The organism is Pseudoalteromonas sp. L21 (assembly GCF_021728035.1).
Classification (GTDB): Bacteria; Pseudomonadota; Gammaproteobacteria; order Enterobacterales; family Alteromonadaceae; genus Pseudoalteromonas; species Pseudoalteromonas arabiensis.
Genome location: NZ_JAKKCV010000008.1, coordinates 105,634 through 117,141 on the forward strand (window position 1 = coordinate 105,634; position 11,508 = coordinate 117,141).

General features: G+C 42.8%; 18 protein-coding genes. All 18 read left to right on the forward strand.

What is annotated here, in order from left to right:
* Positions 1–330: 330 nt before the first annotated feature.
* The 18 genes from L3V41_RS18770 to rplQ all read left to right on the forward strand — a co-directional run bounded on the left by L3V41_RS18770 (position 331) and on the right by rplQ (position 11,031).
* A complete protein-coding gene (locus L3V41_RS18770) occupies positions 331–2,274 on the forward strand; it encodes an AsmA family protein (protein WP_193987927.1) in 1,944 nt (647 codons plus the stop codon).
* 276 nt (positions 2,275–2,550) lie between these two features.
* Entirely contained in the window at positions 2,551–2,919 is a 369-nt protein-coding gene (gene rplN, locus L3V41_RS18775; RefSeq protein ID WP_058031680.1) for a 50S ribosomal protein L14, read from the forward strand.
* 10 nt (positions 2,920–2,929) lie between these two features.
* Positions 2,930–3,244: a 50S ribosomal protein L24 gene (gene rplX / locus L3V41_RS18780; protein WP_036974032.1), complete on the forward strand. Its 315-nt coding sequence runs from the start codon at positions 2,930–2,932 to the stop codon at positions 3,242–3,244.
* A 16-nt stretch (positions 3,245–3,260) separates the two neighbouring features.
* Positions 3,261–3,800 carry a 50S ribosomal protein L5 gene (rplE, locus tag L3V41_RS18785; RefSeq protein WP_010392500.1) on the forward strand — a complete coding sequence of 180 codons (540 nt, stop codon included), beginning with the start codon at positions 3,261–3,263 and terminating at the stop codon, positions 3,798–3,800.
* A 10-nt stretch (positions 3,801–3,810) separates the two neighbouring features.
* The gene (gene rpsN / locus L3V41_RS18790; RefSeq protein WP_062568280.1) at positions 3,811–4,116 is read left to right on the forward strand and encodes a 30S ribosomal protein S14; all 306 of its coding nucleotides are present in this window, start codon (positions 3,811–3,813) and stop codon (positions 4,114–4,116) included.
* Between the two features lie 21 nt (positions 4,117–4,137).
* Positions 4,138–4,530 (forward strand): 30S ribosomal protein S8, encoded by a 393-nt coding sequence (gene rpsH, locus L3V41_RS18795; RefSeq protein WP_062568279.1) that lies wholly within the window; start codon positions 4,138–4,140, stop codon positions 4,528–4,530.
* A 13-nt stretch (positions 4,531–4,543) separates the two neighbouring features.
* Positions 4,544–5,077, forward strand: a complete 534-nt coding sequence (gene rplF / locus L3V41_RS18800) for a 50S ribosomal protein L6 (protein ID WP_062568278.1) — start codon at positions 4,544–4,546, stop codon at positions 5,075–5,077.
* A gap of 9 nt (positions 5,078–5,086) precedes the next feature.
* The gene (gene rplR, locus L3V41_RS18805) at positions 5,087–5,437 is read left to right on the forward strand and encodes a 50S ribosomal protein L18 (RefSeq protein ID WP_062568277.1); all 351 of its coding nucleotides are present in this window, start codon (positions 5,087–5,089) and stop codon (positions 5,435–5,437) included.
* Between the two features lie 9 nt (positions 5,438–5,446).
* Positions 5,447–5,953, forward strand: coding sequence for a 30S ribosomal protein S5 (gene rpsE, locus L3V41_RS18810; protein ID WP_036974018.1), 507 nt, complete (start codon positions 5,447–5,449; stop codon positions 5,951–5,953).
* 3 nt (positions 5,954–5,956) lie between these two features.
* Complete coding sequence (gene rpmD, locus L3V41_RS18815) at positions 5,957–6,139, forward strand: 50S ribosomal protein L30 (RefSeq protein ID WP_016710201.1); 183 nt, start codon at positions 5,957–5,959, stop codon at positions 6,137–6,139.
* A 4-nt stretch (positions 6,140–6,143) separates the two neighbouring features.
* On the forward strand, positions 6,144–6,578 hold the full coding sequence (gene rplO, locus L3V41_RS18820) for a 50S ribosomal protein L15 (protein WP_036974015.1): 435 nt from the start codon (positions 6,144–6,146) through the stop codon (positions 6,576–6,578).
* 10 nt (positions 6,579–6,588) lie between these two features.
* Entirely contained in the window at positions 6,589–7,917 is a 1,329-nt protein-coding gene (gene secY / locus L3V41_RS18825; RefSeq protein WP_036974013.1) for a preprotein translocase subunit SecY, read from the forward strand.
* 22 nt (positions 7,918–7,939) lie between these two features.
* Entirely contained in the window at positions 7,940–8,053 is a 114-nt protein-coding gene (gene rpmJ / locus L3V41_RS18830) for a 50S ribosomal protein L36 (protein WP_002959476.1), read from the forward strand.
* A 127-nt stretch (positions 8,054–8,180) separates the two neighbouring features.
* On the forward strand, positions 8,181–8,537 hold the full coding sequence (gene rpsM / locus L3V41_RS18835) for a 30S ribosomal protein S13 (RefSeq protein ID WP_054562818.1): 357 nt from the start codon (positions 8,181–8,183) through the stop codon (positions 8,535–8,537).
* A 13-nt stretch (positions 8,538–8,550) separates the two neighbouring features.
* Complete coding sequence (gene rpsK / locus L3V41_RS18840; RefSeq protein WP_036974009.1) at positions 8,551–8,937, forward strand: 30S ribosomal protein S11; 387 nt, start codon at positions 8,551–8,553, stop codon at positions 8,935–8,937.
* 21 nt (positions 8,938–8,958) lie between these two features.
* Positions 8,959–9,579 carry a 30S ribosomal protein S4 gene (rpsD, locus tag L3V41_RS18845; RefSeq protein ID WP_036974007.1) on the forward strand — a complete coding sequence of 207 codons (621 nt, stop codon included), beginning with the start codon at positions 8,959–8,961 and terminating at the stop codon, positions 9,577–9,579.
* Positions 9,580–9,603: 24 nt separating this feature from the next.
* Positions 9,604–10,590: a DNA-directed RNA polymerase subunit alpha gene (gene rpoA, locus L3V41_RS18850; RefSeq protein ID WP_004589198.1), complete on the forward strand. Its 987-nt coding sequence runs from the start codon at positions 9,604–9,606 to the stop codon at positions 10,588–10,590.
* A 39-nt stretch (positions 10,591–10,629) separates the two neighbouring features.
* Positions 10,630–11,031, forward strand: coding sequence for a 50S ribosomal protein L17 (rplQ, locus tag L3V41_RS18855; RefSeq protein ID WP_004589197.1), 402 nt, complete (start codon positions 10,630–10,632; stop codon positions 11,029–11,031).
* Positions 11,032–11,508: the final 477 nt, after the last annotated feature.

Consider the following 11,508-nt stretch of genomic DNA (forward strand, 5'->3'; position numbering starts at 1 on the left):
TTGACCAAATTAGGTTGTTTAATTTTAGTACACAGGGTGCAAAAACAACAGGGTCGTGCATCATACAGAAGTCACCCCTTAGATGTAACCTACAGTGAAGACTTTTCATTTAATAGTAAAAAGCATGCTTAGATCACCTCGATTGTTCATTAAACTATTTATTTATATTTGTGGGTTATTTTTCTCTGTATATGGCTCTAAGTTATTTCAGCGTTGATTTATATTCTTGTACCTAAGCTTGTTCAAAAACCTTTTTATGGATTGGGCAATGCATTTGCGCCTAACTCCCGCTATGATATGAACATTGTTTGCCCATGTTTAAGGATGATTATGAAAACCCTACTGAAAATTGTTGGTGTCATTTTCGTATTACTGATTGCATTAGTAGTCGCCGCACCATTCCTCATACCTACCGATGCCATATTTAACAAAGTATCGGAGCAAGTAGAACAAACCACAGGTCGTAGTCTGACTATTAATGGCGATAAAAAGCTGTCGGTATTTCCATCATTAAAGCTCGAATTGAATGATGTACATTTTGCGAATATGCAAACTGGCTCGCAAAAAGATATGGCAAGCATGCAGCAACTTGCAATTCGTATTCCTTGGATGTCGTTATTTGGCGGTGATTTCAAACTAGATAAGTTTGTTATTAATGAACCGACAATTTTATTAGAAACCGATAAAAATGGTAAAGCAAACTGGCAATTATTTGATGCAGTTGCTGAGCGACCACAGACAGAGCAGCAAAAAAGTTCTGGCGCCGTTAACTTACCAGATAACTTTGATATCGAGCTTGGTGAAGTAGCCATTTATGGCGGGACTTTCACCTACCTTGATGGCAAAACAGGGGCAAAACAACAAATAAGCGATTTAGAATTAGCAATCTTATTACCTTCTCTTCGTAAGACTCTTGAGTTAAAAGGCGGTATTACCTATATGGGTGAACGCTTTGACTTAGATGTCACCCTAGATACACCGGTAAAAGCGATTGAAGGCGAAACTTTTAATGTCAGCACTGAGGTTGATTCACGTTTAGTGGATGTGAACTTCAAAGGCGCGATTGCCCAAATGGGTAAAGATGTGCAAGGTCAGTTATCAGTAAGTGGTGACTCAGTTAAAGAGATAGCAAGCTGGCAAGGTGTTGAGCTTAATGCAAAAGAAAATGCCTTTAATGCGTTCAATGTTAAAGGTTCAATGCACTTAAAAGGTGATAAATTTAAGCTCACTGAGTTACTTGCCACCTTAGATGAGCTACAAATTAAAGGTAAAAGCGACATTAACTTAGGGAGTCGCTTAGCTGTGAATGCCGATATTGATTTAGGCATGCTTGATTTGAACCCTTACCTTCCAGAGGGTGTAGCTAAAGAAGAGCAAGCAGAACCAGCCACAGATACGCCTGCACAGCCAATTGTTTGGGATGATACACCAATTGATATGAGTGGCTTAAATGCACTTGATGCAAATATTGTTGTTCGTTCAAGTGGTCTAAAAGCAAATGATATTACACTCGGTGAAAACCAGTTAACGGTGAACCTTAAAAATGCACTAGCAAAAATTAGCTTAGATAAATTTGTTGCTTATGAAGGCAGTGGTAAAGGTGTGATCACAGTCAATGCTAAGCAAACACCCTATAAAATTAGCACTAACTTTGCTTTAGATAAAATTGATGCACAGCCATTACTGACTGATGCAGCAGGTTTCAATAAGCTTATGGGTAAAGGCTCTTTAAACTGGGATCTAGCGACCACAGGACAAAGTCAAAAAGACTTTGTTAATGCATTAGATGGTCAGTTAGCATTTGAGTTTGCAGATGGTGCAATTAAAGGTGCGAATGTGGCAGAGATGGTGCGAAAAGGTAAAGAGCTCATTAAAGGGAACTTAAATGCTGTGTCTGAAGGGTTAGATACTGGTTTCGATAACTCTCAGCAAACAGACTTCTCAGCACTTACAGGTCGCTTCAATTTTACAGATGGGGTAGGGACTAACAATGACTTATCATTACTTAGCCCATTAATTCGCATTACAGGATCAGGTAAAGTTAACTTACCAATGACCAATGTCGATTATCGTTTAGTAACAGGCATTGTTGATTCAATTGAAGGCCAAGGCACGACTGATGACAGTACGGGCTTCAAGATCCCTCTGCGTATAAAAGGTCCTTTCCATGATGTTGGTTTCAAGCTTGACGTTAGTGACGCAGCGAAGGAAGAAGTAAAGGAAAAGGCTAAAGATAAAATTAAAGATAAATTAAAAGGCCTATTCGGAAATTAATAAAACTTTAATACGTAAATCAAAATAGGGCGCATTAGCGCCCTGTTTGTTTTATAATCAATAACAAGTGCTGATATTCCATATAGACCCCTCGACTTAGCAACACGTAATTATAAAATTAATTAAAAAATAACCTACCACTTCACTGTCATTGCTGATACAATTGCCCGCCCTTAAGAGACAACTCGCGTGTTTTTTGAGTGGAATTTAACCGAAATGTCTTGATTTTAAACAAAATTAAGGCGTGTTGTAATATCTACACCGGAGGTCATTAACATGATCCAAATGCAAACTCAGCTGGACGTTGCTGATAACAGCGGCGCTCGCAAAGTGCAGTGTATTAAAGTCCTTGGCGGTTCGCACCGTCGCTATGCAGCGGTTGGCGATATCATCAAAGTTTCTGTAAAAGAAGCAATTCCTCGCGGTAAAGTGAAGAAAGGTGATGTTAAAAACGCAGTAGTTGTGCGTACTAAAAAAGGCGTTCGTCGTCCGGACGGTTCTTTGATCCGTTTCGATAGCAATGCGGCTGTTATCTTAAATGATAACTTACAGCCAATTGGTACTCGTATCTTCGGCCCTGTGACTCGTGAGCTTCGTAATGACAAGTTCATGAAAATCGTTTCACTAGCCCCAGAAGTACTATAAGGAGTCTATCATGGCAGCAAAAATCCGTCGTGATGACGAAGTAATCGTACTAGCCGGTAAAGACAAAGGTAAGCGCGGTAAAGTGCTTTCAGTTGTTACTGAGTCTGGTCGAGTATTTGTCGAAGGCATCAACTTAATCAAGAAGCACCAAAAGCCGGTTCCTCAGTTGAACCAAGCTGGCGGTATTGTTGAGAAAGAAGCGTCTATCGACGTATCAAACGTTGCGATCTACAACTCGGAAACGGGTAAAGCAGATCGTGTAGGTTTCAAGATTGAAGATGGTAAGAAATTACGTATCTTTAAATCTACTGGTAAAACTATCTAATAGTTGGAGTAGAATGATGGCGAAACTGCATGAAGTATATAAAGACAAAGTAGTTGCTGAGCTTCAAGAGAAGTTTGGTTTCAGCTCTGTCATGCAAGTCCCTCAGATCGAAAAGATCACATTAAACATGGGTGTGGGCGAAGCTCTAGCTGACAAGAAGATCCTAGATAACGCTGTTGCGGATCTAGAAGCAATCTCTGGTCAGAAACCTCTAATCACTAAAGCACGCAAATCAGTTGCTGGCTTCAAAGTGCGTGAAGGTTACCCAATTGGTTGTAAAGTAACCCTACGTGGCGAGCGTATGTGGGACTTTTTTGAGCGTTTGGTTTCAATCGCTATCCCACGTATCCGTGACTTCCGTGGTGTAAGTGCTAAGTCTTTTGATGGACGTGGTAACTACAGCATGGGCGTACGTGAGCAAATCATCTTCCCAGAAATCGATTATGATAAAGTAGACCGTGTACGCGGTATGGATATCACAATCACTACTTCTGCGAAATCTGATGAGGAAGGCCGTGCGTTGTTAGAAGCGTTTAACTTCCCATTCAAGAAATAAGGGTAGGGTTATGGCAAAGAATTCTATGAAAGCGCGCGAAGCAAAGCGCACTAAATTAGTTGCTCAGTATGCTGAAAAGCGTGCGGCACTAAAAGCTATCATCAGTGATGTAAATACATCTGACGATGATCGTTGGGACGCGGTATTAAAGCTACAGTCTTTACCGCGTGATTCTAGCTCTTCACGTCAACGTAATCGTTGTAACGTTACGGGCCGCCCACATGGTTACCTTCGTAAATTCGGCATGAGCCGTATCAAAGTTCGCGAAGCAGCTATGCGCGGTGAAATTCCTGGCCTTAAAAAGGCTAGCTGGTAATAGAATCACGGGAGTAAGACTATGAGCTTGCAAGATCCTATTGCGGATTTGTTTACACGTATCCGTAACGGTCAGTCAGCGAAGAAAGTATCAGTATCGATGCCAACTTCAAAACTGAAAGTAGCAGTAGCTAAAGTACTAAAAGATGAAGGTTATATCGCAGATTACGCTGTAAACAGCGAAGCGAAGCCTGAGCTTTCTATCGAGTTAAAATACTTCGAAGGCAAAGCTGTTATTGAAAATATCCAGCGTGTTAGCCGCCCTGGTTTACGTATCTATAAGAAACGTGACGAATTACCTAAGGTAATGGGTGGTCTTGGTATCGCTATCGTATCAACTTCTAAAGGCCTAATGACAGACCGCGCAGCACGCAGTGCAGGCGTTGGTGGTGAGATCATTGGCTTTGTAGCTTAATCGGAGGGGAACTATGTCTCGCATAGCAAAGGCACCAATCAATGTTCCTGCCGGTGTAGAAGTTACATTAAAAGGCCAGGACATCACAGTTAAAGGCAAAAACGGTGAATTAACTCGTACAATCAACGACGCTGTTGAAGTACAAGTTAACGATAACGTTATTACAACTTTACCTCGTGAAGGCGTAGCAAATGCATGGGCACAAGCAGGTACTGCTCGCGCTCTAATCAACAACATGGTTGTTGGTACGCATGAAGGTTACGAGAAGAAGCTTCAGTTAGTAGGTGTTGGTTACCGTGCAGCAGCTAAGGGCAAAGTATTAGACTTAACTCTTGGTTTCTCACACCCGGTAAACTTCGAAGTACCAGAAGGTATTACGGTTGAAACACCAAGCCAAACAGAAGTTCTAGTTAAGGGCGTAGACAAGCAGTTAGTTGGTCAAACAGCTGCTAACATCCGTGCATACCGTAAACCTGAGCCTTATAAAGGTAAAGGTGTTCGTTACGCGGACGAGAATGTACGCCGTAAAGAGGCTAAGAAGAAGTAAGGTAAGACGATGGATAAAAAAACAGCTCGTCTACGTCGTGCTAAACGCACTCGTAGAAATTATATTGAACAAGGCACAACGCGTCTTGTTATCCACCGCACGCCACGTCACATTTACGCTCAAGTTGTAAACGCTGAGGGTACTGTACTGGCTGCTGCTTCTACTGTTGAAAAAGCAATTAGCGAAACAGTTAAAGGCACAGGTAACGTTGCAGCTGCGCAAGCAGTTGGTAAAGCGGTTGCTGAACGTGCAGCTGACAAAGGCATCGAGAAGATTGCTTTTGATCGCAGTGGCTTTAAATATCACGGCCGTGTGAAGGCGCTTGCTGATGCAGCGCGTGAAGCCGGTCTGCAATTCTAGGAGTAGACAATGGCTAACGTAGAAGCAAAGCAACAACAGCCTGATTTGGCTGAAAAGCTAATCGCGGTAAACCGTGTGTCTAAAGTGGTTAAAGGTGGTCGTATCTTTAGCTTCACTGCACTAACAGTAGTTGGTGACGGCGCAGGTAAAGTAGGTTTCGGTTATGGTAAAGCACGTGAAGTTCCAGCTGCTATTCAAAAAGCAATGGAAAAAGCACGTCGTAACATGATCAGTGTAGATCTAAACGGTAACACGCTACAGCACCCAATCAAGGGTCGCCACGCGGGTTCTAAAGTATACATGCAGCCTGCTTCTGAAGGTACAGGTATCATCGCCGGTGGTGCGATGCGTGCAGTACTAGAAGTAACTGGTGTACAGAACGTATTGTCAAAAGCATACGGTTCAACTAACCCGATCAACATCGTTCGTGCAACGATTGCAGCTCTAGAGAACATGAACTCTCCAGAGTCAATCGCTGCTAAACGTGGTCTTAGCGTTGACGAAATCACGGGGTAAACCATGGCTAATAAAACTGTAAAAGTAACACAAGTAAAGAGCTCTATCGGTCGTTTACCGAAGCATAAAGCTACATTACGCGGTCTTGGTTTACGTCGTATCAATCACACTGTTGAGTTAGAAGACACAGCATGTGTGCGTGGTATGATTAACCAAGTTTCTTACATGGTAAAGGTTGAGGGTTAATTCGATGCGTTTGAATACACTTTCACCTGCTGCAGGTGCAAAAACTGAAAAGAAACGTCTAGGTCGTGGTATCGGTTCTGGTCTTGGTAAGACTGGTGGTCGTGGTCATAAAGGCCAAAAATCACGTTCTGGCGGTAAAGTTCGCGTTGGTTTCGAAGGCGGTCAAATGCCTATGCAACGTCGTCTACCAAAATTTGGTTTCACTTCACGTAAATCACTAGTATCTACTGAAGTTAACCTTTTTGAAATCGCTAAAGTTGAAGGCGATGTAGTAGACGTAAACGCGTTACAAGCAGCTGGTCTAGTTAAAAAGAACATCCAGTTCGTTAAAGTAGTTAAATCTGGCGAAGTTTCACGCGCAGTAACCGTTAAAGGTCTTAAAGTGACTAAAGGTGCTCGCGAAGCTATCGAAGCTGCCGGAGGCAAGGTAGAAGACTAAGGAAGTACTAATGGCTAAACCAGGTCAAGATATGAAAAGTGCACAAAGTGGGCTTTCGGAATTGAAGCGTCGATTACTATTTGTATTAGGTGCTATCATTATTTACCGTCTAGGTTCATTCGTGCCGATCCCTGGGATTGACGCCGCTGTACTTGCCGATTTCTTCGAGCAACAAAAGGGCACCATTGTTGAAATGTTTAACATGTTCAGCGGTGGTGCGCTTGAGCGCGCTTCAGTGTTAGCACTGGGTATTATGCCGTATATCTCGGCTTCGATTATTACGCAACTATTAACGCATATGTATCCGCCGTTTATAGAGCTTAAGAAAGAAGGTGAGCAAGGGCGTAAGAAAATTAGCCAGTACACACGCTACGGCACGCTTGTGCTTGCTACTATCCAATCAATCGGTATTGCTACCAGCTTACCGGGTATGATGGACGGGTTAGTTGTTAACCCAGGTATTGGTTTCTACTTCACTGCTGTAGTGAGTTTAGTAACTGGTACTATGTTCCTGATGTGGTTGGGCGAACAAATTACAGAACGCGGTATCGGTAACGGTATCTCTGTTCTTATTTTTGTTGGTATCGTAGCTAACCTGCCGTCTGCTATTGGTTCGACAGCCGAAATGGCGCGCCAAGGTGATCTGAATGTACTTGTACTGTTATTGATTGCTGTAATCGTATTCGCTGTTACTTACCTTGTGGTATTCTTTGAACGTGGTCAACGTCGTATCGTCGTTAACTATGCAAAGCGTCAACAAGGTCGTCAGGTATTTGCTGCTCAAAGCACGCACTTACCATTAAAAGTAAATATGGCGGGTGTTATTCCACCAATCTTTGCTAGCAGTATAATTCTGTTCCCTGGTACAATTGCAAGCTGGTTCGGCCAGGGTGAAGGTCCGGTCGCTGATGTGCTACAAGCAATCGCTACAACGTTGACTCCGGGTCAACCTTTATATGCGATGGTTTTAGCTGCGGCTATTATCTTCTTCTGCTTTTTCTACACCGCGTTGGTATTTAACCCGCGTGAAACAGCAGATAACCTGAAAAAATCTGGCGCATTTATCCCAGGTATTCGTCCAGGTGAGCAGACATCTAAATACATTGATAAAGTGATGACACGCCTGACATTGGCAGGTGCTTTGTATATAACCTTTATCTGTCTGGTGCCCGAATTCATGACTATGGCATGGCAAACGCCATTCTATTTCGGCGGTACATCAATTTTGATTATCGTTGTTGTAATCATGGACTTTATGGCACAAGTACAGACGCATCTGATGTCACATCAGTATGATTCTGTGCTGAAAAAAGCAAACCTTAAAGGCTACGGTCGATAAGGTCAGTTTACGGAGTTGAGCAATGAAAGTACGTGCTTCCGTTAAGAAAATATGCCGTAACTGTAAAGTTATTAAACGTGCTGGTGTAGTACGCGTAATTTGCAGTGAGCCTAAGCATAAGCAAAGGCAAGGCTAAGTAAACAGTCGTGCAGGCTGAGTTATTCACTCGGCCTGTGTTTTTAATGTGATTTGGTCTTCGTTTGAGTATCCTTGCGGGCTTTTCAAACAGATGATAACCAAATTCAAATATAGGAGATGTGTTAGTGGCCCGTATCGCTGGCATTAACGTCCCTGATCATAAACATGCAGTTATCGGTTTAACTGCTATTTATGGCATAGGTAAGACTCGCTCTAAGGAAATCTTAGCAGCGACTGGTATCGCCGAGACCACAAAAATCGGTGAACTTTCAGACGAAACACTTGACGTATTGCGTGAAGCAGTTGGCAAGTACACTGTAGAAGGTGACCTTCGTCGTGAAGTTACATTAAATATCAAGCGCCTTATGGACCTTGGTTGTTTCCGTGGCCTACGTCACCGTCGTTCGTTACCACTACGTGGTCAACGTACTAAGACTAACGCGCGTACTCGTAAGGGTCCTCGCAAGCCTATCAAGAAATAAGGTGGGGTAGATTATGGCTAAAGCACCAATTCGTCGTAAGAAGGTTAAAAAGCAAGTTGCTGATGGTATGGCTCACGTTCATGCTTCTTTCAACAACACTATTGTAACAATTACCGACCGTCAAGGTAATGCACTATCTTGGGCAACAGCAGGTGGTTCAGGTTTCCGTGGTTCACGTAAATCTACTCCATTCGCGGCTCAGGTTGCTGCAGAGCGTGCAGGTACTGCTGCTCAAGAATACGGTTTAAAAAATCTAGAAGTTTTCATCAAAGGTCCAGGTCCAGGTCGTGAATCTGCTGTACGTGCTTTGAATGCTGCTGGTTACCGTATCACCAACATCACTGACGTGACGCCAATCCCTCATAATGGTTGTCGTCCACCGAAGAAACGTCGCGTTTAACAATAGGTTAGGAGAAATAACATGGCAAGATATTTGGGCCCTAAGCTCAAGCTGAGTCGTCGTGAAGGTACTGACCTGTTCCTTAAGAGCGGCGTAAGAGCTATCGACTCTAAGTGTAAACTTGAGACTGCACCTGGTCAGCACGGCGCTCGTAAAGGTCGCTTATCTGATTACGGTTTACAGCTACGTGAAAAGCAAAAAGTACGTCGTATCTACGGTGTATTAGAAAAGCAATTCCGTAACTACTACAAAGAAGCTGCTCGCCTTAAAGGTAATACAGGTGAAAACTTGTTACAGCTTTTAGAGCAACGTTTAGACAATGTTGTATATCGCATGGGTTTTGCTAGCACGCGCGCTGAAGCACGTCAGTTAGTAAGCCACAAAGCGATTTTAGTTAATGGTCGTGTAGTGAACATCCCTTCATACGTAATTACTCCAGAAGATACTGTTGTAATTCGTGAGAAGTCAAAAACACAAGCACGTATCATCGCTGCTCTAGAGTTGGCTGAGCAACGTGAAAAGCCGACTTGGGTTGAAGTTGACGGTAAGAAAATGGAAGGTAGCTTCAAGCGCCTACCTGAGCGTTCAGATCTGTCTGCGGACATTAACGAACAACTAATCGTCGAACTTTACTCTAAGTAAAGTTAAGAGTTAAGAGAGGATAAAATGCAGGGTTCTGTTACCGAATTCCTAAAACCAAGGTTAGTCGATATCGACGCTATCAACCCAACGCGTTCTAAAGTAGTTTTAGAACCATTAGAGCGTGGCTTTGGTCACACTTTGGGTAATGCCTTACGCCGTATACTGTTATCATCTATGCCTGGATGTGCAGTAACTGAAGTAGAAATCGACGGTGTATTGCATGAGTACAGCGCGAAAGAGGGCGTACAAGAAGACATCATTGAAATTCTGTTAAACCTTAAAGGTCTAGCAGTAACTTTAGAAGGCAAAGATGAAGTTTTTCTGACCCTGACTAAATCTGGTGTAGGCCCTGTGACTGCGGCTGATATTCAGCACGATGGTGATGTAACTATCGCCAACCCAGATCACGTTATCTGTCACCTTACGACAGATAGCAGCGAGATCAGCATGCGTATTCGTGTTGAGCGCGGTCGCGGTTATGTGCCGGCATCTAGTCGTTTATCCTCTGATGACGATGAGCGTCCAATTGGTCGTCTGCTGCTTGATGCATCATTCAGCCCAGTTGAACGTATTGCGTACTCGGTTGAATCAGCCCGTGTTGAGCAACGTACAGATTTAGACAAGTTAATCATTGATATGGAAACGAACGGCACTTTAGATCCTGAAGAAGCGATCCGCCGTGCGTCTACTATCTTAGCTGAGCAATTAGATGCATTCGTAGATTTACGTGATGTAACTGAGCCAGAAGAGAAAGAAGAGAAGCCAGAATTCGATCCTATTCTACTTCGCCCAGTTGATGATCTTGAACTAACAGTACGTTCAGCAAACTGTTTGAAAGCCGAGCAAATTCAATATATCGGTGATTTAGTTCAGCGCACTGAAGTTGAGCTTCTTAAAACGCCTAACTTAGGTAAGAAGTCTCTAACTGAAATTAAAGACGTGCTAGCTTCACGTGGTCTTTCTCTAGGTATGCGCCTAGAAAATTGGCCACCTGCAAGCCTAGCTGAATAATCTAAATCACTATATTAGTTTAGTTAGAAGGATAGGGTCATGCGCCATCGTAAGAGTGGTCGTCAATTAAACCGTAACAGCAGCCATCGCAAAGCGATGTTCAGCAACATGGCTGGTTCTTTGGTGAAACATGAAATCATCAAAACAACTTTGCCTAAAGCTAAAGAGTTGCGCCGTGTAATTGAACCTTTAATCACACTGGCTAAGACTGACAGTGTAGCAAACCGCCGTTTAGCGTTTGCTCGCACGCGTGATAATGAAGTAGTTGGTAAATTATTCAGCGAAATCGGTCCACGTAATACAGACCGTCCTGGTGGTTACACTCGTATTCTTAAGTGTGGCTTCCGTGCTGGTGATAATGCACCAATGGCTTATATTGAACTAGTTGGTCGCCCAGCGACAAACGAAGAAGTTCAAGAAGACGCGCAGTCTGCAGAGTAAGTCGTAAAGACACCAAAAAGCCGAGCTTTTGCTCGGCTTTTTACTTTCTTAAATTCACTATCAATAAATTAACTCTATCAATCCCCAAGCATCACCCTAGAATCTTGAAGCAACTAGCAACTAGCAACTAGCAACTAGCAATTAAGATCACATATAAAGATCAAACCGCGTTCTTTAATAACTACACCTTCTTTATATCGAAGTTAAAAACAAGCATATATAAAATACAGTGGCTAAATAGCCATAATACGAACGATTTAGTGCTATTTTTACGCGTTTCGCTGGTATTTTGCACGAATAGTCATTTTTTTCATAAAAACTTCAAAAAACAGTTGATCTCAATTCGGATCTCCCTATAATGCGACCCCACTGAGACGGCAGACAGCAACGCTTAGCGAGGCAAGAGCAGCTCAGGGTGTCAAGTAAAACTGAATTTTGAAACATTGCTTGAAAAAGTAACTTTTCTCAAAATTAAGT

Bases quoted from the DNA above. Each gene is read 5' to 3' on its own strand.
- rplN (WP_058031680.1), top strand. From the start codon at position 2,551: ATGATCCAAATGCAAACTCAGCTGGACGTTGCTGATAACAGCGGCGCT.
- rpmJ (WP_002959476.1), top strand. From the start codon at position 7,940: ATGAAAGTACGTGCTTCCGTTAAGAAAATATGCCGTAACTGTAAAGTT.
- rplO (WP_036974015.1), top strand. From the start codon at position 6,144: ATGCGTTTGAATACACTTTCACCTGCTGCAGGTGCAAAAACTGAAAAG.
- rpsE (WP_036974018.1), top strand. From the start codon at position 5,447: ATGGCTAACGTAGAAGCAAAGCAACAACAGCCTGATTTGGCTGAAAAG.
- rplF (WP_062568278.1), top strand. From the start codon at position 4,544: ATGTCTCGCATAGCAAAGGCACCAATCAATGTTCCTGCCGGTGTAGAA.
- L3V41_RS18770 (WP_193987927.1), top strand. From the start codon at position 331: ATGAAAACCCTACTGAAAATTGTTGGTGTCATTTTCGTATTACTGATT.
- secY (WP_036974013.1), top strand. From the start codon at position 6,589: ATGGCTAAACCAGGTCAAGATATGAAAAGTGCACAAAGTGGGCTTTCG.
- rplR (WP_062568277.1), top strand. From the start codon at position 5,087: ATGGATAAAAAAACAGCTCGTCTACGTCGTGCTAAACGCACTCGTAGA.
- rplQ (WP_004589197.1), top strand. From the start codon at position 10,630: ATGCGCCATCGTAAGAGTGGTCGTCAATTAAACCGTAACAGCAGCCAT.
- rpsH (WP_062568279.1), top strand. From the start codon at position 4,138: ATGAGCTTGCAAGATCCTATTGCGGATTTGTTTACACGTATCCGTAAC.
- rplX (WP_036974032.1), top strand. From the start codon at position 2,930: ATGGCAGCAAAAATCCGTCGTGATGACGAAGTAATCGTACTAGCCGGT.
- rpsD (WP_036974007.1), top strand. From the start codon at position 8,959: ATGGCAAGATATTTGGGCCCTAAGCTCAAGCTGAGTCGTCGTGAAGGT.
- rplE (WP_010392500.1), top strand. From the start codon at position 3,261: ATGGCGAAACTGCATGAAGTATATAAAGACAAAGTAGTTGCTGAGCTT.
- rpsN (WP_062568280.1), top strand. From the start codon at position 3,811: ATGGCAAAGAATTCTATGAAAGCGCGCGAAGCAAAGCGCACTAAATTA.
- rpsK (WP_036974009.1), top strand. From the start codon at position 8,551: ATGGCTAAAGCACCAATTCGTCGTAAGAAGGTTAAAAAGCAAGTTGCT.
- rpmD (WP_016710201.1), top strand. From the start codon at position 5,957: ATGGCTAATAAAACTGTAAAAGTAACACAAGTAAAGAGCTCTATCGGT.
- rpoA (WP_004589198.1), top strand. From the start codon at position 9,604: ATGCAGGGTTCTGTTACCGAATTCCTAAAACCAAGGTTAGTCGATATC.